This is a genomic window from Streptomyces showdoensis, from assembly GCF_039535475.1.
In the GTDB taxonomy this organism is placed as follows: domain Bacteria; phylum Actinomycetota; class Actinomycetes; order Streptomycetales; family Streptomycetaceae; genus Streptomyces; species Streptomyces showdoensis.
Map to the genome: position 1 here is coordinate 3,714,941 of NZ_BAAAXG010000026.1, position 26,849 is coordinate 3,741,789.

Genomic DNA, 26,849 nt, shown 5'->3' on the forward strand with positions numbered 1-26,849 from the left:
GCGGGATCCTCGTCTGTCGGAGACTGGCGGCGGAAGAGTGTTCCTGGCCACCCTGCCCCCTCCGGGCCCGGCCGTCATGTTCTGTTGGGCCGTCCGGGCGATGTGCCGGAACGGCCCGTTGTCAGACCCCACCCGTATGGTCGGAGGTCCAGTCGGAATCCGTCGCGGACCGGGAGGTGAGGAGCGCCGTGACACACAGCCTGCTCGGCGCTGCCGCCGTCTTCCTGCCCGCCGCCCTGCCCCGCGACGGCCGGGTCGCCTTCTGGTCCCCCGAGGGCGCCCCCCTGCCCGGTCCCGAGCCGCTCGACCCGGCTCCGGGCCCGGCCCCGACACCCGCCCCCGAGTCCGCCCCCGGGTCCGTCCCCGCCTCCGCCGCCGGCGGCGAGCTGACCGTCGTGCGCCGCCACGGAGCGGGGGCACGGAGCCGGACCGTGCCCGCCCTGTTCCTGCCCGTCGCCGACGCCCTGCCCCTGCTGGTCTCCGCCCGCCACCACCCGGCCGCACACCCCGCGGCAGCCTGCTGGGGCGCCGCCGCCCTGCACGCCCTGCACCTGGTCGCCCGCGGACGCCTGCTGCCCGGACTCACCGCCGACGACCACGACGCCTGGCGGGCCGGACCCCTCGACGCCGACGACATCGCCCACCTGAGGGCGATCGCCGCCGCCATGCCGTACGAGGGGCACGCCGTGCCCGTGCCGGCCGGCCGCGGGCCGCTCCGCCTGCCCGAGCCGGAGGCACTGGTCCGGGCCTTCCTCGACGCGGTCGCCGACACCCTGCCCCGCACGCCCGCCGCGCCGCACGCCGTCGGCGCCGCGTTCGCCGCCCGGGAGCCCGTCCACCTGCCCCGCGCGCGTGCCTGGGCCGCCGAGGCGGCCGCCGGCATGGACGCCGGAGTCCGCGTCTCCCTCCGCCTCGACCTGTCGACGTTCGAGCTCTTCGACGCCTCGGGGGAGCCGGACGAGGGGACGGAGCGGCAGGCCGCCGCCGTGCTGCTCCAGGTGCACAGCCTCGCCGACCCCACCCTCGTCATCGACGCCGCCGCCCTGTGGGCCGGCGACGGCGACGAGCACTTCGGCCCCCGCGCCCGGATCGACGCCGTCCTCGCCCTGCGCCGTGCCGCCCGCGTCTGGCCACCGCTCGGCCGCCTCCTCGAACGGGAGGTGCCCGACGTCCTGCCGATCACCGAGGACGAGCTGTACGAGCTCCTCGGCCCCGCCACCCCCCGCCTCGCCGACGCCGGGGTCGTCGTCCACTGGCCCCGCGACCTCGCCCGCTCGCTCAGCGCCTCGGCCGTCGTCCGCCCGGCCCGCTCCGCGCCGGGCTCCGCCACCGACGGCACCTCCTTCTTCGACAGCGACGAGCTGCTCCGCTTCAACTGGCAGCTCGCCCTCGACGGCGACCCCCCTCACCGAGCGCGAGATGGACGCCCTCGCCGAGGCCCACCGGCCGGTCGTCCGGCTCCGCGACCAGTGGGTCGTCGTCGACCCCGACCTGGTCCGCAAGGCCCGCAAGCGCGAGCTCGGCCTCCTGCAGCCGGTCGACGCGCTCGCCGTCGCCCTCGGCGGCACCGCCGAGGTGGACGGCGAGACCGTCCCCGCCGTCCCCGTCGGCGCCCTCGCCGTCCTGCGCGACCGGCTCCTCGCCGGACCCGAGGACGTTCCCCCGCCGCCCGGCCTCGACGCCACCCTCCGCGACTACCAGCTGCGCGGCCTGGCCTGGCTCGACCTGATGACCTCGCTCGGCCTCGGCGGCTGCCTCGCCGACGACATGGGCCTCGGCAAGACCGTCACCCTCATCGCCCTCCACCTGCGCCGCGCCCGCCCCGCTCCCACCCTCGTCGTCTGCCCCGCCTCGCTGCTGGGGAACTGGCAGCGGGAGATCCGGCGCTTCGCCCCCGGCGTGCCCGTGCGCCGCTTCCACGGCACCGACCGCACCCTCGGCGGCCTCGACGGCGGCTTCGTCCTCACCACCTACGGCACCCTGCGGACCAGCGCCGCCCACCTCGCCGAGCAGGAATGGGGCATGGTCGTCGCCGACGAGGCCCAGCACGTCAAGAACCCCTTCTCGGCGACGGCCAAGGCGCTCCGCACCATCCCCTCGCCCGCCCGGGTCGCCCTCACCGGCACCCCCGTGGAGAACAACCTCTCCGAGCTGTGGGCGCTCCTCGACTGGACCACCCCCGGCCTCCTCGGCCCCCTCAAGGCCTTCCGCTCCCGCCACGCCCGCGCGGTGGAGAACAACGAGGAGATCGACAACGAGGAGGCGGTCGAGCGCCTCGCCCGGCTGGTCCGGCCGTTCCTGCTGCGCCGGCGCAAGTCCGACCCCGGCATCGCCCCCGAGCTGCCGCCCAAGACCGAGTCCGACCACCCCGTCGCCCTCACCCGCGAGCAGGCCTCGCTCTACGAGGCGGTGGTGCGCGAGACCATGGCGCAGATCGAGGCCGCCGAGGGCATGGCCCGGCGCGGGCTGATCATGAAGCTGCTGACCTCGCTCAAGCAGATCTGCAACCACCCCGCCCAGTACCTCAAGGAGCGGTCCCCCCAGGGGCGCGGGACGGGGACGACCGGAGCGGGGAGCGGCCCCGGTGCCGGGGCCGTGCGGCTCGCCGGGCGCTCCGGGAAGCTCGCCCTCCTCGACGAGCTCCTCGACACGATCCTCGCAGAGGACGGATCGGTCCTCGTCTTCACGCAGTACGTGTCGATGGCCCGGCTCCTCGCCGACCACCTGGCCTCCCGCGGCATCGGCGCCCAGCTGCTGCACGGCGGCACGCCCGTTCCCGAGCGCGAGCGGATGGTGGACCGCTTCCAGGCCGGCGAGGTCCCCGTCTTCCTGCTCTCCCTCAAGGCCGCCGGCACCGGGCTCAACCTCACCCGGGCCGGGCACGTCGTGCACTACGACCGCTGGTGGAACCCGGCGGTCGAGGAGCAGGCCACCGACCGCGCCTACCGCATCGGACAGACCCAGCCCGTCCAGGTCCACCGCCTGATCGCCGAGGGCACGGTCGAGGACAGCATCGCCGAGATGCTGCGCGCCAAGCGGGCCCTCGCCGACGCCGTCCTCGGCACCGGCGAGGCCGCGCTCACCGAACTGACCGACCGCGAACTGGCCGACCTGGTGTCCCTGAGGAGGCCGTCATGACCCCCGACGCCCCCCGCCTCCCCGACGGCCCGCGCCTTCCCGGCCGTCCCCGCCCGGACGCCGCCCGCACCCGGCTCTCCCGCACCCCTCCGGCCCGCCCCGCCCTGCCCCGCCACGACGACCGGCGCAGGACCTTCCCCCAGCTCGCCCCGCGCGAGGCGCCCGACGGCCGCTTCGCCGCCACCTGGTGGGGCAACGCCTGGGTCGAGTCCCTGGAGGACACCGCCCTCGACCCGGCCCGGCTCGGCCGCGGCAAGGCCTACGCCCGGCGCGGCCACGTGGACGCGATCACCGTCACCCCCGGCCGGGTCGTCGCCTACGTGCACGGCAGCCGGCCGCGCCCGTACCGCACGGAGATCCGCCTGCGGACCCTCGGCGACGACGACTGGGAGCGGTTCCTCGACGAGGCCGCCGCCCGGCCCGAGCACATCGCGGCCCTCCTCGACAAGGACGTCCCGCACGCCCTGGAAGCCGTCACCGGACTCCTGCCCGCCCCCGGCGACCTCGTCCCCGACTGCTCCTGCCCCGACGACGGCTACCCCTGCAAGCACGCCGCCGCCCTCTGCTACCAGGCCGCGCGGCTCCTCGACGAGGACCCCTTCGTCCTCTTCCTCATGCGCGGCCGCGGCGAACAGGAACTCCTCGCCGACCTCACCCGGCGCAACGCGGCCCGCTCCGCCGCCGAACGCTCCACCACGCCCCCGGCCCTCCCCACGGTGCCCGCCCGCACCGCGCTCGCCCCGCTCACCGGACACAACCTGCCACCGCTGCCCCCGCCGCTCCCCGTGCCCGCGCACCCCGGCCGCCCCGCCGTCTTCCCGGCCGACCCCGAGGCGCCCGACCCCCTCGCCCTCGACCTCCTGGCCGGCGAGGCCGCCGTCCGCGCGCACGCCTTCCTCGCCACCGGCCACGACCCCGTCGCCGCGCTGACCCCCTGGCAGGACGCGGTACGGCTGGCGGCCGCACACCCCGGCTCAGGCCTCACCGCCTCCACCCGAGCCCTCTACCGCGACCTCTCCCACGCCCTCGACCGCACCCCGACCGACCTGGCCCGCGCCGTCGCCGCCTGGCGCCAGGGCGGACCGGCCGGACTCGCGGTCCTCGAAGACCCCTGGGACCCGCCCGCCGGCCCGTTCGACCGCGCCCGCCCCGCCCTGCTCGCCGCCGACCTCCCCGCCTTCCGCCCCTGGCGCAACTGGCTCTCCACCCGCTCCCTCCAGCTCCGCTTCGGCCGGGACGGACTCTGGTACGGGTACGAGTCGGACACCGACCGCGAGGACTGGTGGCCGCGCGGCACGCCGGACGCCGACCCCGTCGGTGCGGTCACGGCCCTGCTCGGCAGATGACCGACCGATAGGCTGGAGCGACGCGAAGCGGACTCGAAGGGGGCCTGGTGGAAGCCGAGTTGATGGCACTGGCGTCGGCGGGCGCGACCGCCCTGGTGCAGCAGATGGTGAGCGACGGCTGGGAGCGCGCGCGGACCAGGGTCGCCGCGTTCCTCGCCGCCCGCTCCGGGGCCGACGAGCAGGCGCTCGGCGAGGAACTCGAAGCGGCCCGCGACGAGGTGCTGCGCGCCGAACGGTCCGGCGACGAGGAAACGGCGGACGAGGCGAGGACCGAGGCCCGCACCGAATGGCGGGCACGGATGCGACGGAGCCTGCTCGCGGACCCCGAGGCCGCCGCGGAACTGCAGGCGATCCTGGACGAGTTGGACGGTAGTGGCGAAGCCCCGCAGGCGCACCACACCACGGTCATCACCAACAACCTCACCGGGGGCGTCCACCACAGCTTCACCCTCCAGGTCGGTACGGTCGGCCGGATCAACCGGATCGGAAACGACGACGTCTCCGGTACCGGGGGACAGGGCGGCCCCCGCCCATGACCCCCGACCCCGTCGTCCCGGTCGTCCTCCCCGCCGCCCGGACGCCCCGGTCGCTCCCGGCGCCGACCCGCTAGCCGGGGCCAGGGCCCTCCGCGCCGGCCCGAGCCCCCACCGCCCGCACCCCGACCCGGTGTCGGACCGCGCCGGTCACCACGACCAGCGTCCCCGCGGCGGCGAGCGCGGTGAGCGGGCGGCCGCCGGTCCGCCAGGCATGGACGGCGGAGGCGTACGCGGCGGGGTCGCACGGGTCGGCGAAGCCGTCCGGGCGGGGGAGCGCGGTCAGTTCGAGCGAGGCGTCGCCTGCCCCCTCCGCCGTGTCCTCCCTCGCCCGCACCAGGCAGCTCCCCGGCCCCGTCCGCACGGCCACGAGACCGGCGTACGGGTACTGCCGGAGCAGTTCGGCCGCGCGCGGGCCCGCCGGGTCGCCGTTCCGCAGGCGGTCGACGATCACGTCCGCGAGGGCGAGTTGTCCGGTGTCGGCGGTCGCCTCGTCCACCGCCGTGTGCGCGGCGTCGGCGTCCGGGGCGTCGGGTTCCGCCGCGGGGTCGGCGTGGCGGGTGACGGTGATCTCCGGCAGGCCGTCGGGCCCGGTCGGCCGGACCGAGGTGAGGACCCGGACGGGAACGGTGACGGCCGGCGGCCCGAGCCCCTCGGGCACCGGCAGCGGGTCGAGCCGGGCCGGGCGCGCGGGTTCGGGCAGCCGCAGCAGGGAGTGGAAGAGCGTCCGCAGCAGCCGCGCGGATCCGCCCGGGTCGGAGCTCGCGGTCGCAGCGAACCCGTCGTACCGCCCGGGCACGTGTCCCTCGATCACCGCGTCCAGTTGCGCGCGCAGCGGTACGCCCGGGCGGAGCGCGGGCGCGGTCCGCCCGAGCTCGGCGACCGGGGACGCCGGGTCCAGGTCCTCGTGCGCGAACGCGCCCAGCAGGACCGGGAGTCCGAGCGCGGCGGCGTAGTAGGTGACGGAGCCGTGGTCGCCGAGCACGCAGTCGGCCGCGGCGACCGCCTGCCGCCAGGGGCCCAGCGGATCGATCGGCGTGAGCCCGGAGTCCTCGGCCCGGCGCAGCCACCTGCGGACCTGGCCGGGCCCGTGCCCGTACCAGATGTTGGGGTGGAGCACCGCGCACAGCCGGTACTCGTCCGCGGGCAGGGTCTCGGCCGACTCCCGCAGCAGCGCGGGGAAGGCGTCCGATCCGGCGAGCGAGGCCCGGCCCCAGGTGGAGTTCAGGACGACGAGCCGCCGCCCGTCGCCCACGCCGAACGCGCGGCGCAGCGCGGGGCGCCGGTGGCGGAGCGCGAGCATCCGGTCGAAGCAGGGGTCTCCGGCGAGGACCGCGGTCGCGGCGGCCTCGGGGCAGTCGCGCCGCAGCCGTTCGAGCTGTTCGGGATGGGACAGCACCGTCGCCGTGGCGAGCGGCCGGCCCTCGTGGAGCACCCACTCCGGGGCCGTTCCGAAGACGGGCGCGGCGGCCGACGGCTCGCGCGCCCCGCCACCGGTGTCCGGCGTCGGCAGCCTTTTGTTGTAGCCGACGCCGTGTGAAAGAATGGTCAACTTCCCTTCGAAGAAATGGAGTTCACCTCCATAGCTCGCTGTGACCGCGAGGTCGATCCGTCCCTCCGTCGCCAGTTCCCTGGCCTGTTCCCACGGCACGACCGGCAGTCCGGCCCCGTCGAGCAGTTCCGGTACGCCGGCCTGGAAGGGGGAGGAGCCGGTGCAGGTCGCGAGACACAGCACGTCGGGGGCGTCGTCGAAGAGCGGGAGAACGTCGAGCAGGCGGGTCGCCGAGGTCACGTTGTGCACGATGAAGAGCACGGTGCGGAGGCCCTCCCGGGTCCGCCAGCGTGTCGAGTCCCGTCCCACCGGCACGCGTAGACGCTCCGGTCCCATGGCCACCTCCCGCCCCTCCGGCGTCATGATGACGCTCCGCGAACCCACGACGTCGGGCCATGATCCACCGCGTCACACTCGCTCGATGGAGTGAAACCCGCCATCGGTCGGAGCCGGGCACCTCACGGATGGCGTTATTTCGGGTACGGGCGACTGCCCGTGAAGACATCCGGAAGGCAGGAAGCCATGAGGCAGATTCGCCGAAGTGGTCTGGCCACACTGTTGGTCACCGGTGGCGCGCTCGCGCTCTCGGCGGGCGCCGCCCACGCCGACTCCGCGGCCCAGGGTGCCGCCGTCGGTTCGCCGGGGGTCGGCTCCGGCAACGCCGTTCAGCTGCCCGTGCACGTCCCCGTCAACGTCTGCGGGAACACCGTCAACGTCGTCGGACTGCTCAACCCGGCGGCCGGCAACAGCTGTGCGAACCGCTCCGAGCCCGCGGGGTACGGCTCCGAGGACCGCGGCCCCACCCACAAGGACCTGCCGGGCACGCCGCGCGCCGGATCCTCCGACAACGGCGGCCGCTCGGGCGGCTCGTCCAACGGCGGCGGCGCGACCGCCGAGAGCCGCACCGAGGGCTCGCCCGGCGTGCTCTCCGGCAACGGGCTGCAGCTCCCGGTCGACCTGCCGGTCAACCTCAGCGGCAACTCGCTGAACGTGGTCGGCATCGGCAACCCGGCCATCGGCAACACCTCGGTCAACGGCCCGGTCGAGGAGCCCTGCGAGGAGAACCCTCCGCCCCGCCCGCACACCCCGCCCCGCACCCTGCCGCCGGCCCCGGGCTCCGAGGAGCACGTGCCCTCGCCGGCCCCGCAGACGAGCTCCGTGCAGCTCGCCAGCACCGGCTCGGACGCGGTCGGCCTCGCCGCCCCGGCCGGTGCCGCGCTGCTCCTCGGCGGCGCGCTGATGTACCGCAGGGCCCGCCGCGCGGCGGACCAGGGCTGAGCCGGCTTCAGTCGGTACGCCAGGCCCGGAGCACCGCCTCGATGGCGGGCGCGACCCTCGTCCGGGCCTGGTGACGGGGGACCCCGGTCATCAGCAGCCTGTCGTACTCGGTGTCGACGTGCCGCACCGCGGCCCGTACCGCGGCGGTGACCGCGCCCCGGTCCAGGGACCGGCCGGCGGCCGTGCGCCCCACCCGGCCGCTGCCCTTCGCCGAGGCGTGCCCGGCGATCTCCGCCGCCCGGTCGGACGGGCAGCTCGGGAAGAGGCGCAGGATCTCCGCCTCCAGCGCCGCCGTGATCTCGGCGTCGCGCCCCGCCCGGCGCTCCGCGTCCCGGGCCCGGCGCCGCGCCCGTGCCTCGGCGTCCGCGAGGCAAGCGGCCTCCGCGCGCCGCAGCGCCGACTCCTCGACGAGCAGGCCCTGGCGTTCGTACCGGGTGCGGCGCCTGTTGTGCCGTACCACCACGGCCCACAGCGCGCTGCCCTCGCGGGCCCGCCGGGTGAGCGCGGTGTCGCCGCGGCGCAGGAAGACGAGGTGTCCGAGGTCGGCGCAGTCCAGGCAGACGAAGGCGTTGAACTCGACGATCACGCGCTCCAGCGGCCCCTGACGGCACTCCGAGCAGCGGCGTCGCTTGAGCGGTTCGACCACGACGGGGGCGACGAGATCCACGGTGTCGTCCTACCCGTACGGGGGCGTCCCGACGCCAGGCGCCGGACCGTCCGCCCGCGATACGCGCCCGCGCCGCACGTCCCGGCTCAGCGCACTCCGGGGGCGGCCGCCGAGATGAAGACGGCCAGGGCTTCCTTGGCCTGCTCCGAGCGTGCGGTCCGGTCGCCGTCGTCGGTCGCCTCGTGCATGCAGTGGGTCAGCTCGAAGGCGGTCTCGGCGAGTTGGCGGGTGCGCGGGTCGTCGCAGACCAGCTGGACCCGGAAGAGGGCCTGGCGGGCGACGGTGCGCTGCCGGTAGGAGGCGTGCCGCGACTCCTCCGCCTCCTCGGAGCCCGGTTCCAGCCGGGCCCGGAACCAGCGGTCGTTCTGGCTGTGGCGGTAGTCGACGACCGCGCCGGCGAACGCGCTGTAGGTGGCGATCCGTTCCTGTCGCAACTGCTCGGTCCTCGCCAGTGCCGCCGTCCGCTCGGTGGCCCGGCCCTGGAACCAGTGGGTGGCGACCACGCCCAGCAGGGTTCCGACGACGGCTATCAGCGCCGCATCCATGACGGATTCGCTCCTCGCATCCTCGACGCACCCCCGACGCATCGTCAGCGCGTGCCAACCGGCAGGAAAAACAGTTCGATTCACCGGGCGCCGCCCCCTAGGGTCGGTCGCGTGGCAACGAAACTCAATCAGATCATCGCAGTAGAGAAAGGCGTCAAGTCCCGGGCGCAGCAGGACCTGACCACCGCCCAGCACGGGCTGCAGAAGCCGGCGCTGCTGGCGGGCATCTCCCGTACGTACCAGCCGAAGGACGAGGAGGGCGAGCAGCTGCCGCCCGAGTCGACGCCGGTGCAGGTCAAGGCCGAGGACGTGCTGCGCGACACGGCGCGGACGCTGACCCGCCTCTTCGACGTCACCGCCACCAAGGACTGGGCGAACTGCGAGGCCCGCGCCGACGTCACCGTCGACGGACGGGTGCTCGTGGACGGGGTGCCGGTCGGGTACCTGCTCTTCCTGGAGAAGCAGCTCGCCGAGATCCTCGCCTTCGTCCGCAGGCTGCCGGTCCTGGACGCCGCCGAGTCGTGGACGCAGGACCCGTCGACGGACGCGTGGAAGACCGAGCCCGTCCGCACCGTCCGTACGAAGAAGGTGCCGCGCAACCACGTCAAGGCGGAGGCGACGGAGAACCACCCGGCGCAGGTCGAGGTGTACTACGAGGACGTCCCGGTGGGGTACTGGACCACCGTGAAGTTCTCCGGCGCGCTGCCCGCCCGGCGGGTGAGGGAGCTGATCGAGCGGGTCGAGAAGCTCCAGCAGGCGGTGAAGTTCGCCCGCGAGGAGGCGAACGGCACCGAGATCACCGACCGGCGCGTCGGCGACGCGGTCTTCGGCTACCTCTTCGGGTAGCCGTCCGCCGACGGCCGCACGGCCGTCACCATGAACTCCCCGGCCGCCAGCCGCGGCCGGGGTGCGCGAGGAGCGCAAAGCTGAAGCTGAGCCTTGTCGTGAATCCGCGGCCCGGGTCACCCGAGCACCTCTGACCCGGATCGCGTTCAAACTCAGACTATTGCTCCAGATTCAGCATGCGCCGCTCATCGCCGGACCGACCGGGCCCGGGCCCAGGTGCGTCGAAATGCCAGTTCGAATCTGGTCCGCCGAGCTCTCGATCGGCGGTGGTCCAATGGCAGGACGCGACGCAATGACGACTCACCCGGGTTCTCAAGTGGGCCGGCGTGTGAAGAGGAGCGGCTTCGAAAGGGTCCGGGGGCAGGCTACGCCCTCGGACCCGCTGCCGTTCCGGGGCGGCCTGCGGCCGGCGCCCCCGCCGCTCCTGACCGACGGCCCCGGACTACTGGCGGTAGCCGCCGAGGAAGCGTCCGATGCGGCTGATCGCCGCGTCCAGGTCGTCCGCGTGGGGGAGCGTCAGGATGCGGAAGTGGTCCGGGCGCGGCCAGTTGAACCCCGTGCCCTGGACGACCTGGATCTTCTCCCGCAGGAGCAGGTCGAGGACGAAGCGCTCGTCGTCGTGGATCCTGTGGACCTTCGGATCCAAGCGCGGGAAGGCGTAGAGCGCGCCCTTCGGCTTGACGCAGGAGACGCCGGGGATCTCGTTCAGCTTCTCCCAGGCGCGGTCGCGCTGTTCGTACAGGCGTCCCCCGGGGGCGGTGAGGTCGTCGATCGACTGCCGGCCGCCGAGGGCCGCCTGGATGGCGTACTGGGCGGGGGCGTTGGGGCAGAGCCGCATGGAGGCCAGCATCGTCAGGCCCTCCAGATAGCTCCGGGCGTGCTCCCTGGGGCCGGTGACGACCAGCCAGCCCGAGCGGAAGCCCGCCACCCGGTACGTCTTCGACAGGCCGCCGAAGGTGAGGACCACCAGGTCGGGGGCGAGGGAGGCGGCCGGGTAGTGCACGGCGTCGTCGTAGACGATCTGGTCGTAGATCTCGTCGGCGAAGACCATCAGGCCGTGCCGGCGGGCGAGGTCGAGGATGCCCTCGACGATCTCCTTCGGGTAGACCGCGCCGGTGGGGTTGTTCGGGTTGATGATCACGACGGCGCGGGTCCGGTCGGTGATCTTCGAGGCCATGTCGTCGAGGTCCGGATACCACTCGGCGGACTCGTCGCACAGGTAGTGCACGGCCTTGCCGCCCGCGAGGGTCGTGACGGCCGTCCACAGGGGGAAGTCGGGGGCCGGGATCAGGACCTCGTCGCCGTCCTCCAGGAGCGCCTGGACGGCCATCGACACCAGCTCGGAGACGCCGTTGCCGAGGAAGACGTCGTCGACGTCGACGTCCCGCAGCCCCATCGACTGGTAGCGCTGGGCGACCGCGCGGCGGGCGGAGAGGATGCCGCGCGAGTCGGTGTACCCGTGCGCCTTGGGGAGCATCCGGATCATGTCCTGGACGATCTCCTCGGGCGCCTCGAAGCCGAAGAGCGCCGGGTTTCCGGTGTTGAGGCGCAGGACGCTGTGGCCCGCCTCCTCCAGGGCGTTGGCGTGCTCGATGACCGGGCCGCGGATCTCGTAGCAGACCTCGCTCAGCTTGCTCGACTGCCGGAACTCCATGCGCCGACCTCCCCAGAATTGTTGATGCTTGGTTTTACCAAGTTCGAGCTTGGAAAGTCCAACAACATGTCTAGACTGCGTCGCATGCCACGCCGCCGAAGCTATGACCAGTACTGCGCCGCAGCCCGCGCCCTCGACGCCGTCGGCGACCGCTGGACGCTCCTGATCGTCCGTGAACTCCTCGCCGGGCCGCGCCGCTACACCGACCTGCACGCCGATCTCCCGGGCGTCAGCACCGACATGCTCGCCGGGCGGCTCAAGGACATGGAGGGCGCCGAGCTCGTCACCCGCCGCCGGCTCCCGCCGCCCGTCTCCGCGGCGGTGTACGAACTCACCGACCGCGGCCGCGAACTCCTCCCCGTCCTGCGCGCCCTCGCCGCCTGGGGCGCGCCCGCCCTCGACGCGCCCCGGCCGACGGACGCCGTGCGCGCCCACTGGTTCGCCATCCCGCTCCTCACCGCCCTGGAACCGCTGGGGGCGCGGGTCGTCCAGGTCACCCTCGACGAGGGGGAGTTCCACGTGCGGACCGGGGCCGACGGCCGGGCGCAGTACGGGGACGGGGCGGCCGTCGACGCCGACGTGCGCCTGGTGACCGACGCGGAGACCTGCCGGGCCCTGGCGAACGGGGAGTCGACGCTCGCCGACGCCGTCGCGGCCGGCCGGGCCGAGCTCGTCGAGACGGCCCCGGCGCCCTCCTGACGGGCCGTCGGCGACCTGGGCGCCGGTCCGGGCGTCCCCCTAGTCGTCGGTCCGGGCGCCGCCCCGGGAGCCGTCCGAGGAGTGGTGGCCCAAGGCTTCCCGTGCGGCGGCCGCCCCGGGCGAGGCCAGGGCGGCCGCGAGCCGGTCCCTGGCCTCCGTCTGGGCCGCGATCCGCGCGTCGAGCACCGCGAGCCGCTCGCGGGCTATCTCCAGGCCGCGGGCGGACGGCGGCGCGGCGGGCACGTCCCCGTCGAGGCAGGACGCGAACGCGGCCACGTCGTCGAGCGTCAGCCCCGCGTCCAGCAGATACCGGATATTGGACACGCGCACCACGGCGCCCTCCTCGTAGACCCGGTACCCGTTGGCCGCGCGCTCCGAGGAGAGCAGCCCCGCCTGCTCGTAATGGCGCAGGGCGCGCGCCGTCGTCCCCGTCCTGCGGGCCAGTTCGCCGATGCGCAAGGACACCACCTCCCCGCGCAGTCGTACCACGCCGTTCAGGCCACCAGGGCACCCCCGTCGACGGGCAGCACCGTGCCCGTCAGGTAGGCGGCGTCCGGCGAGGCCAGCGAGGCGATCGCCCAGGCCACGTCCTCCGGGCGGCCGATCCGGCCCATCGGGATGTGCGCGAGCTGCCAGTCCCGCAGGGCCTTCCGCCGTTCCGGGGAGAGCCCCATGTGGTCGGCGATGGGCGTCTCGATCGCGCCGGGCGCGACGGCGACGACCCGCACCCCGCGCGGGGCCAGCTCCACGGCCCAGCAGCGGGTCAGCGTCTCCAGCGCGCTCTTGGTCGCCGGATAGACGGAGCCGCCGGGCCAGCCGCGCTGTCCGATCGTGGTCGTGACGTTGACGACGACGCCCCCGGAGGCCTCCAGCGCCGGGACGGCCGCCTGGGTGAGCAGGACCGGGGCGACGAGGTTGGTCTCCAGGAGCGGCCCGATCGCCTCGCGGCCCAGCGTGCCGAGCGGCCCGCCGCCGCCGATCCCGGCGTTGTTGACGAGCACGTCGAGCCGCCCGTACCCGCCGACCGCCGCCGCCACGATCTCCTCGGGCGCGCCCTCCGCCGTGATGTCCGCGACCAGGGGGCGGATGCCCGGGAAGCCCTCGGCGGCCTCCGCGAGCGGCTGCGGCCTGCGTCCCACGGCGAGCACCGTCGCCCCCTCGCGCGCGAAGGTCCGCGCCGTCGCCCGGCCGATGCCGGTCCCGGCCCCCGTGACCACGACGACCCGGGTGGTGCCGTCCGTGGCGGCCGTGCCGGCCGTGCTGTGAGCGTTCTTCCGCTGCGTGCTGGTGTCCATGGGGTGATCCTCGAACCCTGCCGCCAAGGGCAAGGTCAAGACTGGATCCACAACCCCGAGTCCCGAATCCAGAGGTCCGAGTTCCGAATCCCGGATCCCACATCCCAAATCCCGAATCCCGAATCCAGAGTCCCGAATCGCGTCGTGCGGCCCGTGCGGCCCGTGCGGCCCGTGCGGCAGGATGGGACGGATGCGATTCGAAGCGATCAGCTGGGAGCGGCTCGCCGAGGCGGTGGCCGGCCGGGTCGACGGGGCCGAGCCCGCCGACGGCAGCGCCTGGCTCAAGGTGGGGATCGACGGCGCCCCCGCCGCACCGGGAGCGGAGCTGGCCGGGCGGGTCGCCGACGCGCTGCGGCTGCGCGGTCGGTCCGTGCTCGTGGTCGGAACGGCCGGTTTCCTGCGGCCCGCCTCGCTGCGCTTCGAGTACGGCAGGCAGGACCCCGACGCGTACTACGGCGGCTGGTTCGACACCGGGGCCCTGTGGCGGGAGGTCTTCGGCCCGCTGGAACCGGGCGGCAGCGGCCTGGTGCTGCCGGACCTGTGGGACCCGGCCACCGACCGGGCGACCCGCAGCCCCGCCGTACCGCTGCCGCCCGGCGGCGTTCTGGTCCTGCACGGCCCGTTCCTGCTCGGGCACTGGTTCCCCTTCGACCTGAAGGTGCACCTGAGCCTGTCGCCCGGCGCCCTCGCCCGCCGTACGGAGGAGCCCTGGGCCCTCCCCGCCTTCGAGCGGTACGAGGACGAGGTCGGCCCGGCCGGGGTCGCCGACGCCGTCGTGCGCGTCGACGACCCGCGCCGCCCCGCCTGGGCCGGGTTCGAGGACTCCCCGGCCACCGGCTAGCGGCGCCGCGGCGGCTACAGGTACACGTCGGAGACCTCGAAGGTCTGCACCGTACGGGCGTTGAAGTAGGACCAGAACCGGTTGCCCCGGACGAAGGTGTCCGCGTGGTACTGGTAGCGCTCGCCGGAGGCGTCCGTCCCCGTGGCCCAGCGGTCGATGGGGGCGCCGTCCTTGCCGGGCTTGGTGAACCGGGACAGGTCGAAGTCGATCCACTGCCCCTCGCCGTGGTTCACGGCGACGACGACGAGCTTGTGGTTGACGCCGTCGTAGGCCGCGACGGCGTCGGGGTGACCGGCGTCGATGATCCGCATGCCCGGGCGGATGTGGCGCATGTACTGGGCCAGCACGAAGTACTTCGGGTTGACGGCGCCGATCACCCCGTTGGTGAGGGTGATCGCCCCGTAGTTCTCCCAGTCGAGGATCTGCCAGATGACCCAGGCCGTGGGGTGGAGCCAGCGCAGGTCGTAGTTGAGGTTGCGCGCGAGGGTCAGGCCGCTGGTGTCCCCGTCGCCGTACTCGGACATCCAGATGTTCTTGCCGTCCGCCGCCACGGCGTCGTAGAGCGCGGCGCGGTCGCCGTCCATCTCGTAGCCGTGGACGTTCACCCGGCCCACGGCCGCGCGGGTGGCGGCGTCGAAGTCGGCGTTGTTCTTCCAGTGGTAGACGGCGCTGCCGACGCCCCAGTCGTCCATGCCGGCCACCATCATCCACTGGAGTCCCCGGGCGTCCAGCTGCGTGCGGGTCTGCCGGATGATCTCGGCCAGCTGGCGCCGGTCGTAGTGGCAGCCCTCCTGCCCGCCGATGGAGCCCGCCGGGAACCCGCCCCAGCGCGCCCCCGGCTCGTTGACCGGCTGGACGGAGGTGAAGTCGATGCCCCAGTGGTCGTGCGCGTACCGCGCCACCGTCGCCATGTACGCGGCGTGGCGGCCGAAGTTCCCGTCCTGCAGGTTGCAGGTCAGCGGGTCCGCCGCGCCGCGCGGGTCGTCGTTCTTCAGCATCCACCACATCGGCGAGTTGCTGAAGAGCTCGAACTTGTCGGCGCCCCGGTCCCTGGCCAGCCACATCATGTCGCGCTGGTTCGCGTCGGCGTACCAGTTCCAGCTCGCCGACTGCGGGTCGGCCGAGTACCAGTCGCGCTGGTAGCCCTCTATCTGCTTGAAGCCGTCCAGCGTCGGAGCCGGCTTCATCGTCCTGCCGCCGATGCTGTTCGTCCCCGAGCCGCCGGCGTTGTAGCGCACGACGTTCATCCCCAGGCCGGGCAGCGACTGCCCGCGGAAGGAGACGGTCTTCCGGCTGAACAGCACGTCGGCGAGGTCCTCCCGGGGGCCGAGCTGATTGGCCCACCAGGCCAGGGACGTGCCCCAGCCCTCCCAGGTGCCCCAGTTCACCGTCGGATTCACCTTGGTGGCGAAGTCCGCCCAGGCCGGCTGTGCGGCGGAGACGGCGGCCACCGCCCCGACCGGCAGACCCACCAGACCCCGCAGGACCGTACGACGTTCCATCAGACCCCCCAAACACGTCCTCGCGCCCGGATCTCGGTGCGCGCGAACTGCATACTGCACCACCAAGATCACCACGGCGAAAGGGAGCCGAGACGGGCCCGGCACGATCCGGAAGACGCGGCCCTGACGAGCTCGTCAGGGCCGCCCGCCCACCCCGGTGACGGCCTCCGCCCCCGCACGGCAGCCCGCCCCGGCCGCCGACGCCGGGTCCGCGCCCGCGAGCAGGGCGGCCAGGAAGGCGCCCGTGAAGGCGTCCCCGGCGCCGGTGGAGTCCACGGGGCGGACCGGCGGTGCCGTCACCCGGGCTGTCACCCGCCCCTCCACGGCGACCACGGCACCCTCGCCGCCCAGGGTCACCGCGACCAGCGGGAAGCGCCGGCTCAAGGCCGCGGCGGCCTCGTCGGGGTCCGTGCGGCCGGTCAGCAGCCGGGCCTCGTCGGCGTTCGGCAGCAGGCACTCCGCGCCGTCCACCGCCCCGAGGAAGCGCTCCGCGCCCAGCTCCGTCAGGAACCCGGCCGATGCCGGGTCCACGCTCACCGGGACGCCCGCCGCGCGCGCGTCCCGCAGCACCCGCCCGGCCGTCTCCCGGCTCGGCCCGGCGAAGAACAGGTACCCCGACAGATGCGCCCGGGCGGTCCCGTCGAGCAGCGCGGGCGACCAGTCCCCGGGCGCCAGGCGCAGCGAGGCCCCGCTGTCCGTGAGGAACGTGCGCTCCGCGTCGGGGCCCACGAGGGCGATGACCGACGCGGTCGGCGCGTCCGGGTCCACGGCGAGCAGCGGCCGTACGCCCGCGCGGCGCAGCTCCCGCTCGTGCCAGGCCGCCGAGTCGGTGCCCACCCGCCCCAGGAGCCGCACGTCGGCGCAGCCCGAACGGGCCGCCCAGCAGGCCACGTTCGCCCCGGCCCCGCCGGGGAGCGTCCGGATCCGGGCCGGGGTGTCCGTCGCCGGCGCCAGGGGTTCGCGGTGCCGGGCGATCACGTCCGTGACGACGTCCCCGACGACCAGGAGTCCGGCGCGGCCGGTCACGGGCGCCCGCGGTAGGCCGCCGCGATCCGCGCCGCGAGCCGCACGTTGCCCCGTACCGCCGCGAGGTTGGCCTCCAGGGACGCCCCTTCCGTGTGCACCGTCAGATGGTCGAGGAGGAACGGCGTCACCGCCTGCCCCGTGATCCCCTTCTCCTTCGCCCACGCGAGGCCCTGGGCGAGCACCCGGTCGTGCAGCGCCGGATCGAGCTGGTCCTCGCGCGGCACCGGATGGGCGACGATCAGCGCGGCCCGCGGACCGCCGAGCCCGTCCTGGGCGCGTATCACCGCCGCCACCTCCTGCGGGGTGCGCAGCGTCCAGTCGACCGGCTCGCCCGACGACGTCAGGTAGAAGCCGGGGAAGCGGTCCGTCCCGTAGCCGACGACGGTCACGCCGAGCGTCTCCAGGCGCTGGAGCGTCGCGGGCACGTCGAGGATCGACTTGACCCCCGCGCACACCACCGTCACGCCGACCCGGGCGAGCAGCCGCAGGTCGGCCGACTCGTCCTGGGTCTCGGCCCAGTTCCGGTGGACCCCGCCGAGGCCGCCGGTCGCGAAGACCCGGATGCCCACGGAGTCCGCGAGCCAGGCCGTCGCGGACACGGTCGTGGCGCCCGTCGCCCCGGTCGCGAGCGCGGGCGCCAGATCGCGGTGCCCGAGCTTCCGCACCGTCGGGTCCTCCGCGATCCGGGTCAGCCCGGCCTCGTCCAGGCCGACCCGGGCCGTGCCGTCGAGCACCGCGATGGTGGCGGGGACGGCTCCGCCCTCCCGTACCAGTGCCTCCAGCTCGCCTGCCACGGCCAGGTTGCGGGGGCGTGGCAGACCGTGGGCGATGATCGTCGACTCGAGCGCGACGACGGGACGCCGCTCGTGGAGCGCCTCCCGTACCTCCTCGGACACCTGTGTGGACATGGGGGATCTCTGACGCAACCGCGGTCCCGGCAAACCTCGGTGGCGCGCATCGGCCACAGGACGACTGGCCTGAGCCGTCTGTCCTGGGCCGTCTGCCTGGGCCGTTCGTTCCGGGCCTTCCGTCACAGGCCTTCCGTCACAGGCCTTCCGTGACGGGCCTTCCGTGACGGGCCGTCCGTGACGGGCCGTCCGTCACGGCCTGCCCGTCACGGCGCGTCGGTCGCGGCGCTCCCGCCGCACCGCGGCAGCCCGGGCAGCCGGTCCGCGTCCACCACCTGGATCACCGCCCGTGCCCCCGTCGCCTTCGCGTCGCCCACGCTGTACGCGAGGGCCAGGGCGCCGCCCGCCGCCTGCGCGTACCCGTAGGCGGGGGTGATCTCGGCGTACGCGCCCGCGTCGAGGTCCAGGCCGTAGGAGGTCTCCGGGGTCCGCCAGGTGACCAGGCGGCCGGAGACCCGGAGCTGGTCCATGCCGTCGACGGCGGGGGAGGCGGTCACGGCGGCCGAGGGCCGGGCCTCGCCCGCGCGCCACACCATCAGCCGGGGCGCGGTCTCGCCCGCCACCCACGCCCAGGTCGTGCCGTCGGACACCGCGGACCGGATGTCGCGCAGGGCGGCGACCGGCGGGGGCAGTGCCGCCGGGCGCCCGTCCCGCAGCGAGACGGCCGCCAGCCGGGTCCCGTTCCCGACGGCCTCGCGCCACACCAGGAGGCCGCCCGCGGCGAACGGGCCGTCCAGCACGCCCGTGTGCCACGCGCGCGCGGTGCCGCCCCCGGCGGGGGCGGCGAGGACGGCGGCCTTGCCGGAGCCCGTGCCCTGCGCCCACAGCACGGTGCCGTCGCGGACGAACGGGCGGGGGAGGGGGCCCGGCCGGTCGGCGCGGGCGAGCCGGCGGGACCCGCCCGTGGCCGCGTCCCACACGTACAGGCTCCACGGGCTGTCCAGGGTCCGTCCCTCCAGGACCGCGAACACCGCCCACCGGCGTCCGTCGAAGTCCGCGGCCAGCAGCTGGTGCTCGACGGGATCGGCGAAGCGGAGCAGGGTGCGCGGCGCGGCCTCGCCCCGGCGTACGAGGACGGCGCGGCGCCCCGCGGCGCCGGTGAGCTGGAGCACGGTCCAGCCCGGCCCGGTCTCCGTGAGGACCGCGTGCTCTCCCTGCGGCGGCCGGTACGCGCCGGCGGCGAAGGCGGAGCGCCAGGCGGCGGGCAGCGCGACCCGGCAGGCCGCGGCCCGCACGGCGGGTGCGGACGCGGACGCCGCCGCCGACGCGGAGGAGGACGCGGAAGAGGTCGCCGACGTGGGCGACGTCCGCGCGGGAGCGGGTTCGGGGCCGCCGCCCGACGAGCACCCCGCCAGCAGCAGGGCGCCCGTCAGGAGCGGCGGTGACAGGAGGCGTCGCCTACCAGACGTACCCACGGCCGCCCATGATGGTGGTGAGGGTGTCGGACGAGATGTGCGCGGACTTCGGCACCGGGCCCGCCCAGGAGATGACGCCGGTGCTGACGCCGCCCACCGGATCGAGGTAGTTCACCTCGCCGGCCGCCGTGTCGGTGTTGTAGCCGTCGATCGAGACCCAGTGGAAGATCTCGATGTTGGGGTGGCCCACGAGATGCGGCCCGCCCGGCACCTCCCAGGCGTTGCCCGCGATGGCGTAGTCGTTGTCGGTGTCGTGCGTGATGTGCTGCTTGAACGTGGCCTTGTCGGTGGCGGTCGGGGTGTAGGGAAGCGCCTTGGGCACGTAGCCGGCGCCCGGGAGGCGGTAGTTCAGGGCGTCCGCCATGGGGTAGCCGGTCGGGTTCGGAACGTTGATGTCGATCCCGTACCAGGCGGTGCCGCTGCTGGTCGCCTTGAGCAGGGTCGCCGCGTCCTGCTGCGAGCGGCCGCCGACCTCGTCGTGGGCGGACTGGGTGATCACCAGGGTGGCCGGGCCGCACCAGTAGGAGGTCTTCTGTGACTGGTGGAGGGCGCCGGAGAGCTTGTACCCGGCGAGGGCGCGCGCCCCCGCGTACGTCCACTCCGCCGCGGCCTGCTTTGCGGCGGCGAGTCTGTGCTGGGCGGGCGTGAGCCGTTGCGGCCCGAGGGTGTCGCGGGCGGCCTTGTACCAGGCGCCGGGCGCGGGATCGGCCGCCGAGGCCGCCGAGGCCGCCGCGGGTACGGGGACCACCGAGCTCGCCGCGGGCACGGAGCGCGCGGTGGCGGCGGCGGACGCCGCGGCGGAGGCCGAGGAGGCGGCGGGGAGGGCCGAGGCGGCGGTCAGCAGGGCCGTCGCGCCGAGGACGGCCGCGCGGGCGCGGGTTCGGGTGGGGGGCATCGCACTCTCCTGTCCGAGTGGGGGAGGAACGGGAGTGGTTCGGGGGGAGTGTGCCGCCCCCGCGCCGTCGATGTCAGCGAACCGGACATAATCCACCCGACCGCCATTGGCCCCACCAAAGGCGCTGCCTCCCACCAGCGAGGATGTCCGCCGGCGCTTCCCGCCCGGACAGCGGGTTTCAGGGTCGTGACGTGCCGCCAGGTCGTGGACGCGCCCCGGGGCCCGGATCACGCTCCCCGCGCGCGTGCGCGGGCGGCCGCCGGGCGGCTGCGGAATCGGTGCCCCGCGCGCCCCTTCCGCGCACCCCGGCCGCCCCTTGGCGCACGCCCGCGCCGCAAACCCCTCCTGCGGATTCCGTCGTGCCGGGCGCCCTGGCGAAGTGCCTGGTCGGAGCATGAAACGGAAGGGATTCCTCCAGGCGGTCCCGGCCCCGTACCGGCGCCGGTATCCCGCTACAGTCACCGGCCATGACCACTCACGCGCAGCCCTCGTTCGCCGTCCACATCCCCGATGCCGAGCTCGAAGCCGAGCCGCTGGACCCCGGCCAGATCGTCTCCGGCACCCCCGAGGTGACCGGCAAGGTCCTGTGGGAGTCCGCCGACGGCAAGCAGCTCCGCGGCATCTGGCAGATCACCCCCGGCGTGGTCACCGACACCGAGGCGAACGAGCTCTTCGTCGTCGTCAGCGGCCGCGCCACGGTCGAGGTCGAGGGCGGCGACACCCTGGAGATCGGCCCCGGCGACGCCTGTGTGCTGCGCGAGGGCGACCGCACCACCTGGACCGTCCACGAGACCCTGCGCAAGGCGTACCACATCAGCCTCTGAACTCCCTCCGGAGGAGCCGGGTCCGGAGTCTGGTAGGAAACTTTCCTATCCACTACGATCCCCGGCAGCGGCTTGGCGCGGCGCCCGCTCCCCAGGACTACCCCGGGGAGCGGGCGTGACGCGCTCAGCGAGAGCTCTGACCCGGCCGCCGTGCACCGCAGCACGCCCCGTGGCGCCCCTGCCACGCGGGCCGGGCCGCGCTGCCCGCACCGGTGTCCAGCTCTCGCCGTCCCCAGGCCAGGGAGTCCCAGGTATGCGCCTGAACGCCTCCGCCCCACCCCGCCCGACCGCACTGTCCCTCCTCCTCGCCGCCGTCCTCCTCCTCACCGGCGGTCTGCTGCTCGGCGCCCCCGGTCGCGCCGACGCCGCCGACCCGCTCCTCTCCCGCGGCAAGCCCGCCACCTCCTCCTCCGACGAGGACTCCTCCCTCACCCCCGCCAAGGCCTTCGACGGCGACCCCGCCACCCGCTGGGCCAGCGCCGAGGGATCCGACCCCCAGTGGCTGCGCGTCGACCTCGGCGCCGCCTCCACCGTCAGCCGCGTCCGCCTCTCCTGGGAGGCGGCCTACGCCAAGGCCTACCGCGTCGAGGTCTCCGCCGACGGCGCCACCTGGACCGCCCTCGCCACCGAGACCGCCGGCAACGGCGGCACCGACGACTGGACCGGACTGGCCGGAAAGGGCCGCTACCTCCGCGTCTACGGCACCGCCCGCGGCACCTCGTACGGCTACTCCCTCTACGAGGTGGAGGTGTACGGGACGACGGACGGCACCACCCCGCCGCCCACCGGCTTCACCGTCGTCGCGGCCGGCGACATCGCCGCGCAGTGCACCGCCTCCAGCAGCTCCTGCGCCCACCCCAAGACCGCCGCCCAGGCCCAGCGGATCAACCCGAGGTTCTACCTGACGATGGGCGACAACCAGTACGACGACGCCCGCCTGAGCGACTACCGCGCCTACTACGACAAGACCTGGGGCGCCTTCAAGGCCAAGACGCGCCCCGTGCCCGGCAACCACGAGACCTACGACCCGGCCGGCTCCCTCGCCGGGTACAAGTCGTACTTCGGCGCCCTCGCCTACCCCCAGGGCAAGCCCTACTACAGCTACGACGAGGGCAACTGGCACTTCGTCGCCCTCGACTCCAACTCCTTCGACGACCCCGCCCAGATCCAGTGGCTCAAGGACGACCTGGCCCGCAACGCCAAGGGCTGCGTCGCCGCCTACTTCCACCACCCGCTGTACTCCTCCGGCGGCCACGGCAACGACCCCGTCTCCAAGCCCGTCTGGCAGATCCTCTACGGGGCCAAGGCCGACCTCGTCCTCAACGGGCACGACCACCACTACGAGCGGTTCGCCCCGCAGGACCCGAACGGCAAGGCCACCGCCGACGGCATCGTCGAGATCGTCGGAGGCATGGGCGGCGCCGAGCCGTACGACATCGAGACCGTCCAGCCCAACAGCCAGAAGCGGATCAGCGGCCCGTACGGGGTGCTGAAGCTGGACTTCACCGACACCACGTACAGCTGGCAGTACGTGGGCACCGACGGCGCGGTCAAGGACACCGGCCCGACCTACACCTGCCACTGATGTACCTCGCGACCACCGGTCGCCGCGGCGCGCCGCCCGCCCCCTCCGGGGTGCGGCGGCGCGTCCCCGCCACCGTCCTCGCCCTCGGCACGGTCAGCCTCGTCACCGACGTGTCCTCCGAGATGGTCACCGCCGTCCTGCCGCTCTACCTGGTCCTCGGACTCGGCCTGACCCCGCTCCAGTTCGGCTTCCTCGACGGGCTGTTCACCGGCGCCACCGCACTCGTCCGGCTCCTCGGCGGCCACGCCGCCGACCGCGGCGGCCGGCACAAGCGGGTCGCCGGGTTCGGCTACGCCCTCTCCGCCTGCTCCCGGCTCGGCCTGCTCCTCGCGGGCGGCGCGACCGGCCTCATCGCCGCCGCCCTCGCCGCCGACCGGCTCGGCAAGGGCATCCGCACCGCCCCGCGCGACGCCCTCATCACCCTCGAAAGCCCGCCCGACGCCCTCGGCCGCGCCTTCGGCGTGCACCGGGCCATGGACACCACCGGCGCCCTCCTCGGCCCCCTGGCCGCCTTCGCGCTGCTGTGGGCCACCGCCGACGCGTACGACGCCGTCTTCGTCGTCAGCTTCTGCGTCGGCCTCCTCGGCGTGCTGCTCCTCGTCGTGCTCGTCCCCGGCGGACGCCGGGAGACCGTCGGGGCCGCCCGCGGACCGCTCGGCCTCGCCGCCCTGCTCCGCCGTCCCGCCGTACGCCGGGTCACGCTCGCCGCCGCGCTCCTCGGCGCGGCCACCGTCGGCGACGCCTTCCTCTACCTGCTGCTCCAGCGCAGGACCGGCCTGGACGCCACCTGGTTCCCGTTCCTGCCGCTCGGCGCCGCGGCCGCCTACCTGCTGCTCGCCGTGCCCGCCGGGCGGCTCGCCGACCGCATCGGCCGCAGACGCCCCTTCCTGTACGGGCACGGCGCCCTGCTCCTCGCCATGGCCCTGCTCCTCGCCCCCGTCCCGGACGCGCTCCTCGTCGGCGGGGTCCTCGCCCTGCTCGGGGTCTTCTACGCCGCCACCGACGGCGTCCTCATGGCCCTCACCGGACCGCTGCTCCCGGCCGCGCGGCGGGCGAGCGGCCTCGCCCTCGTCCAGACCGCGCAGGCCCTCGCCAAGGTCGTCGCGGCGACCGGCTTCGGCGCGGCCTGGACCCTGTGGGGCCCGTCCACCGCGCTCCTCCTCGCCTCGGCCGGCCTCGCGGCGGCCCTGGTCTGCGCCGCCCGCCTGCTGCCCGCCGACCCCTCGCACGGAAGGACCCCGACATGACCGCCCGTCGCCTGTGGGCACTCGCCCTGGGTGCCCTGCTCCTCCTCGGCGGCGCCACCGCCTACACCCTGCGCGCCGCCGCCGACCACCCGTCGGCACGGGCCGAGGGCGCCGACGCCGGCTTCGGGCTCGACGGCCACCCGGGCGCGCTCTACTTCCGCGACACCGCCTCCGGACGCGTCGCCCGCCAGGACCCGGCGGCGCCCGCCGCACGGCGCGTCGGAGGGCCGCGCTGCGACCGCTTCCACGCCGCCGGGAGCACCGCGCTCTGCCTCCAGCGCCGGCCGGGGCTGCCGGCCCGCTCGTACGTCATCGTCCTCGACCGGCAGCTGCGCGAACTGCGCCGGATGAGCCTGCCCGGCATCCCCAACCGGGCCCGGGTCTCCGCCTCCGGACAGGTGCTCGCCTGGACGGCCTTCGCGACCGGCGACTCCTACGCCACCTCCGCGTTCTCCACCAGGACCTCGATCCTCGACCTGCGCACCGGCTACCTGATCAAGAACATCGAGCAGATCCCGCTCACCCTGGACGGGCGCCGCCACCACGCCCCGGACGTCAACTACTGGGGCGTCAGCTTCGCCCGCGACGACAACCGCTTCTACGCCACCGTCGCCACCCAGGGGCACACGTACCTCGTCGAGGGCGACCTGCGGAAGTGGTCCGCGCGCGCGATCAAGGAGAACGTCGAGTGCCCCTCGCTCTCCCCGGACGGCACCCGCATCGCCTACAAGAAGAAGGTCTCCACCGACCCCGCCGCACCCTGGCGGCTGCACGTCCTCGACCTCGCCACCCTGCGCGAACACCCGCTCGCCGACCCCCGGTCCGTCGACGACCAGGCCTCCTGGACCGGCCCCGGCACCGTCTCGTACGCCTATGGGGGCGCGGTGTGGAGCGTGCCCGCGGACGGGACGGGGGCGCCCCGCCGGGTGGCGGAGGGGGCGAGCTCGCCGGTGGCGGTGCGCTGAGGCGGGCGGCTCGTGGACACGGGTGGACCTCGGACCCGGATGGATCGTGGACATCGGATCCGCGCCCGGACCGCTCAGCCCTTCCGCACCGCCCCCCGCAGCGCCAGCACCGCCATCGGGACCAGCAGGCACGCGCCCACCGCGTTCAGCCAGCCGTATCCCACCGTTGACACGATGAGCCCCGCCGCCAGGCCGCCGACCCCGGCGGCGGTGTTCATGATGAAGTCGGAGAGCCCCTGGACCGCCGCCCTTGCGGCCTGCGGGACGGAGTCCGTGAGGAGCGCCGAACCGGAGACCAGCCCGGCCGACCAGCCGAGGCCGAGGACGAAGAGGCCGAGCGCGGTCTGCCCGTGGCTCGCCCCGGCGGTGCCCGCGAGGAGCGCGGCGACGGCGGTCAGCGCGACGGCGAGGCCGATCACCGAGAGCCGGCCGAGCCGGTCCGACAGCCAGCCCATCACCGGCGAGAAGGCGTACATGCCCGCGATGTGCCCGCTGATCACCAGGCCGATCAGCCGGATGTCGGCCCCGTGGTGGCTGAGCGCGACCGGGGTCATCGACATGATCGACACCATCGCCGTGTGCGAGCCGGCCACGGTGACCAGGGCGAGCCGGGCCCGGGAGGACTCCCGCACCGCCCGCAGGCCGGCCTTCAGGGAGCGGCCCTCGGCCGCCGCGTCCCCCTCCGGGCCGGCCAGCGCCCGTGCCGTCAGGAGCGGGTCGGGGCGCAGCAGCACCGCCACCACGAGGGCCGAGATCACGAACACGCCGGAGGCCCAGACGAAGGGCCCGGCCGCCACCGGGATGCCGAGGCCCGCCACGCTCTCCCCGGCCGGGGCGGCGACGTTGGGGCCGAGGACGGCGCCGATGGTGGTGGCCCACACCACGGTGGAGATGGCCCGGGCCCGTCGGTCGGGCTCGGCCAGGTCGGCGGCGGCGAAGCGGGCCGCCAGGTTGGCCGAGGAACCGGCCCCGAAGCCGACCAGGCCGGCGAGCAGCACCGGGAAGCTGTCGAGCACCGCGCCGAGCACCGCGACGCCCGCGCCGAGGGCGCCGACGAGATAGGCGAGGACGAGTCCGGCCCGTCGGCCCCGGGTGGCCATCAGCGAGGCGAGCGGCATCGCGAGCAGGGCCGGGCCGGCCACCGAGGCGGTCGAGGCGAGCCCGGACAGCGCCTCCGTACCGCTGACCTCCTTGGCGAGGACCGCGGCCAGCGCCACTCCGGTGGCGATGCCGAGCCCGCCGAGGATCTGGGTCGCGATCAGCACCGCCTGGATGCGCCGCCGCAGCGCCGGGAGCCGCGCGGGGGAGAGGGGGCCGGATATCTCGGTCGACTGGAGCGCGTCAGGGGCGCCTGGCGTGTTGGTCACTTACGCATAGTGCCAGCCTTCTCACAGTGTGGGAACGGCCGGGCGACCCCCCCTTGGAGCCGCCCTGGCTCAGAACAGCGGTTCCGGCAGCACCCCTTCCAGGGCGAGGAGCCTGCGCTTGGTCTCCAGACCCCCGCCGAAGCCCCCGATCCCGCCGCCGCTCTCCACCACCCGGTGGCACGGCACCACCACCGGCAGCGGATTGGCGCCCATCGCCGCCCCGACCGCCTGGGCCGCCGCGGGCTGCCCGACCCGGCGGGCCAGCTCCCCGTACCCCACCACCGTCCCGTACGGGACGCCGTCCGCGAGCGCGCGCAGGACCTGGCGGTTGAATCCGGTCACCAGCGACCAGTCGAGCTTGACGTCGAAGCTCCGGAGCCCCCCGCCGAAGTACGCCTCCAGCTGCCGCACCGGCTCCGCCAGCAGGCCCGACGGGCTGTGCACGAGCTCCCCGCCCAGCGCGCCCGCGAGGCGCTCCAGAGCCCGGTCGCGCACCCGGTCGTCGGCGTGGAAGACCACGCTCACCAGACCCCGCCCCGTCGCGGCGAGCAGCAGCGGACCGATGGTGCCGGGCACCACCGTCCACTCCACCCGCAGCGCCGTCCGTCCCGTCTCCGGCCGCTCGTTCTCCATGCCGGTCACCGTACGACCCGGCACTGACAACCGGGCAGGTCAATTCCCGGACACCGTGGCCGAGGGGACCCGTCGGACGCCATAATCC

At 74.9% G+C, this 26,849-nt stretch carries 23 protein-coding genes and 1 pseudogene; 11 read left to right on the plus strand and 13 right to left on the minus strand.

Annotated elements, in window-relative coordinates; genetic code table 11:
- The first annotated feature begins 176 nt into the window (after nt 1-176).
- The 3 genes and pseudogenes from ABD981_RS30015 (at nt 177) to ABD981_RS30025 (ending at nt 5,020) form a co-directional block, all read left to right on the plus strand.
- Nucleotides 177-3,138, plus strand: a pseudogene (locus ABD981_RS30015) (DEAD/DEAH box helicase).
- A complete protein-coding gene (locus tag ABD981_RS30020) occupies nt 3,135-4,484 on the plus strand; it encodes an SWIM zinc finger family protein (protein ID WP_046907097.1) in 1,350 nt (449 codons plus the stop codon). Before ABD981_RS30015 ends, ABD981_RS30020 begins: the two are co-directional and overlap by 4 nt.
- A gap of 47 nt (nt 4,485-4,531) precedes the next feature.
- Complete coding sequence (locus ABD981_RS30025) at nt 4,532-5,020, plus strand: hypothetical protein (protein WP_046907098.1); 489 nt, start codon at nt 4,532-4,534, stop codon at nt 5,018-5,020.
- Nucleotides 5,021-5,090: 70 nt separating this feature from the next.
- Here ABD981_RS30025 and ABD981_RS30030 read toward each other — a convergent pair whose 3' ends face one another.
- A complete protein-coding gene (locus tag ABD981_RS30030) occupies nt 5,091-6,884 on the minus strand; it encodes a hypothetical protein (RefSeq protein WP_338058631.1) in 1,794 nt (597 codons plus the stop codon).
- Nucleotides 6,885-7,091: 207 nt separating this feature from the next.
- On the opposite strand from ABD981_RS30030, the gene ABD981_RS30035 reads away from it, so the two are divergent.
- A complete protein-coding gene (locus ABD981_RS30035; RefSeq protein WP_205628140.1) occupies nt 7,092-7,847 on the plus strand; it encodes a chaplin in 756 nt (251 codons plus the stop codon).
- Between the two features lie 7 nt (nt 7,848-7,854).
- On the opposite strand, the gene ABD981_RS30040 is transcribed toward ABD981_RS30035, so the two are convergent.
- Together ABD981_RS30040 and ABD981_RS30045 are read right to left on the minus strand one after the other, a co-directional pair.
- Nucleotides 7,855-8,514: a DUF2293 domain-containing protein gene (locus tag ABD981_RS30040; RefSeq protein ID WP_046907100.1), complete on the minus strand. Its 660-nt coding sequence runs from the start codon at nt 8,512-8,514 to the stop codon at nt 7,855-7,857.
- Nucleotides 8,515-8,600: 86 nt separating this feature from the next.
- Entirely contained in the window at nt 8,601-9,059 is a 459-nt protein-coding gene (locus ABD981_RS30045) for a hypothetical protein (RefSeq protein WP_046907101.1), read from the minus strand.
- 111 nt (nt 9,060-9,170) lie between these two features.
- On the opposite strand from ABD981_RS30045, the gene ABD981_RS30050 reads away from it, so the two are divergent.
- Nucleotides 9,171-9,905: a DUF7873 family protein gene (locus ABD981_RS30050; protein WP_046907102.1), complete on the plus strand. Its 735-nt coding sequence runs from the start codon at nt 9,171-9,173 to the stop codon at nt 9,903-9,905.
- A gap of 442 nt (nt 9,906-10,347) precedes the next feature.
- Here the strand turns inward: ABD981_RS30050 and ABD981_RS30055 are convergent, their stop codons facing one another.
- Nucleotides 10,348-11,559 carry a pyridoxal phosphate-dependent aminotransferase gene (locus ABD981_RS30055; RefSeq protein ID WP_046907103.1) on the minus strand — a complete coding sequence of 404 codons (1,212 nt, stop codon included), beginning with the start codon at nt 11,557-11,559 and terminating at the stop codon, nt 10,348-10,350.
- 66 nt (nt 11,560-11,625) lie between these two features.
- On the opposite strand from ABD981_RS30055, the gene ABD981_RS30060 reads away from it, so the two are divergent.
- Nucleotides 11,626-12,258, plus strand: coding sequence for a winged helix-turn-helix transcriptional regulator (locus ABD981_RS30060; protein WP_123954364.1), 633 nt, complete (start codon nt 11,626-11,628; stop codon nt 12,256-12,258).
- A gap of 39 nt (nt 12,259-12,297) precedes the next feature.
- Here the strand turns inward: ABD981_RS30060 and ABD981_RS30065 are convergent, their stop codons facing one another.
- Together ABD981_RS30065 and ABD981_RS30070 are read right to left on the minus strand one after the other, a co-directional pair.
- Nucleotides 12,298-12,717: a MerR family transcriptional regulator gene (locus ABD981_RS30065; RefSeq protein ID WP_205628141.1), complete on the minus strand. Its 420-nt coding sequence runs from the start codon at nt 12,715-12,717 to the stop codon at nt 12,298-12,300.
- A gap of 35 nt (nt 12,718-12,752) precedes the next feature.
- Entirely contained in the window at nt 12,753-13,553 is an 801-nt protein-coding gene (locus ABD981_RS30070; protein WP_123954366.1) for an SDR family NAD(P)-dependent oxidoreductase, read from the minus strand.
- 190 nt (nt 13,554-13,743) lie between these two features.
- On the opposite strand from ABD981_RS30070, the gene ABD981_RS30075 reads away from it, so the two are divergent.
- Nucleotides 13,744-14,394 (plus strand): nucleoside/nucleotide kinase family protein, encoded by a 651-nt coding sequence (locus tag ABD981_RS30075; protein ID WP_046907105.1) that lies wholly within the window; start codon nt 13,744-13,746, stop codon nt 14,392-14,394.
- Between the two features lie 14 nt (nt 14,395-14,408).
- Here the strand turns inward: ABD981_RS30075 and ABD981_RS30080 are convergent, their stop codons facing one another.
- The 5 genes from ABD981_RS30080 to ABD981_RS30100 form a co-directional block, all read right to left on the minus strand.
- The gene (locus tag ABD981_RS30080) at nt 14,409-15,896 is read right to left on the minus strand and encodes a glycoside hydrolase (RefSeq protein ID WP_046907106.1); all 1,488 of its coding nucleotides are present in this window, start codon (nt 15,894-15,896) and stop codon (nt 14,409-14,411) included.
- Between the two features lie 135 nt (nt 15,897-16,031).
- Nucleotides 16,032-16,922, minus strand: coding sequence for a carbohydrate kinase family protein (locus ABD981_RS30085; RefSeq protein WP_046907107.1), 891 nt, complete (start codon nt 16,920-16,922; stop codon nt 16,032-16,034).
- Nucleotides 16,919-17,830 (minus strand): pseudouridine-5'-phosphate glycosidase, encoded by a 912-nt coding sequence (locus tag ABD981_RS30090; RefSeq protein ID WP_046907108.1) that lies wholly within the window; start codon nt 17,828-17,830, stop codon nt 16,919-16,921. Before ABD981_RS30090 ends, ABD981_RS30085 begins: the two co-directional genes overlap by 4 nt.
- Before the next feature lie 206 nt (nt 17,831-18,036).
- Entirely contained in the window at nt 18,037-19,245 is a 1,209-nt protein-coding gene (locus ABD981_RS30095; protein ID WP_046907109.1) for a hypothetical protein, read from the minus strand.
- Nucleotides 19,229-20,140: a hypothetical protein gene (locus ABD981_RS30100; RefSeq protein ID WP_046907110.1), complete on the minus strand. Its 912-nt coding sequence runs from the start codon at nt 20,138-20,140 to the stop codon at nt 19,229-19,231. Before ABD981_RS30100 ends, ABD981_RS30095 begins: the two co-directional genes overlap by 17 nt.
- A 467-nt stretch (nt 20,141-20,607) precedes the next feature.
- Between ABD981_RS30100 and ABD981_RS30105 the strand changes: the two genes are divergently transcribed.
- From ABD981_RS30105 to ABD981_RS30120, 4 genes are all read left to right on the plus strand, one after another.
- Nucleotides 20,608-20,964 (plus strand): cupin domain-containing protein, encoded by a 357-nt coding sequence (locus ABD981_RS30105; RefSeq protein ID WP_046907111.1) that lies wholly within the window; start codon nt 20,608-20,610, stop codon nt 20,962-20,964.
- A 253-nt stretch (nt 20,965-21,217) separates the two neighbouring features.
- Nucleotides 21,218-22,549, plus strand: coding sequence for a discoidin domain-containing protein (locus tag ABD981_RS30110; RefSeq protein WP_046907112.1), 1,332 nt, complete (start codon nt 21,218-21,220; stop codon nt 22,547-22,549).
- On the plus strand, nt 22,549-23,796 hold the full coding sequence (locus tag ABD981_RS30115) for an MFS transporter (protein WP_046907113.1): 1,248 nt from the start codon (nt 22,549-22,551) through the stop codon (nt 23,794-23,796). The genes ABD981_RS30110 and ABD981_RS30115 overlap by 1 nt, the downstream gene beginning before the upstream one ends.
- Nucleotides 23,793-24,761, plus strand: a complete 969-nt coding sequence (locus ABD981_RS30120) for a TolB-like translocation protein (RefSeq protein WP_046907114.1) — start codon at nt 23,793-23,795, stop codon at nt 24,759-24,761. The genes ABD981_RS30115 and ABD981_RS30120 overlap by 4 nt, the downstream gene beginning before the upstream one ends.
- Before the next feature lie 74 nt (nt 24,762-24,835).
- On the opposite strand, the gene ABD981_RS30125 is transcribed toward ABD981_RS30120, so the two are convergent.
- Nucleotides 24,836-26,128, minus strand: a complete 1,293-nt coding sequence (locus ABD981_RS30125; RefSeq protein WP_123954368.1) for an MFS transporter — start codon at nt 26,126-26,128, stop codon at nt 24,836-24,838.
- Nucleotides 26,129-26,197: 69 nt separating this feature from the next.
- The gene (locus tag ABD981_RS30130) at nt 26,198-26,761 is read right to left on the minus strand and encodes a methylated-DNA--[protein]-cysteine S-methyltransferase (protein ID WP_046907137.1); all 564 of its coding nucleotides are present in this window, start codon (nt 26,759-26,761) and stop codon (nt 26,198-26,200) included.
- Between the last annotated feature and the right edge of the window lie 88 nt (nt 26,762-26,849).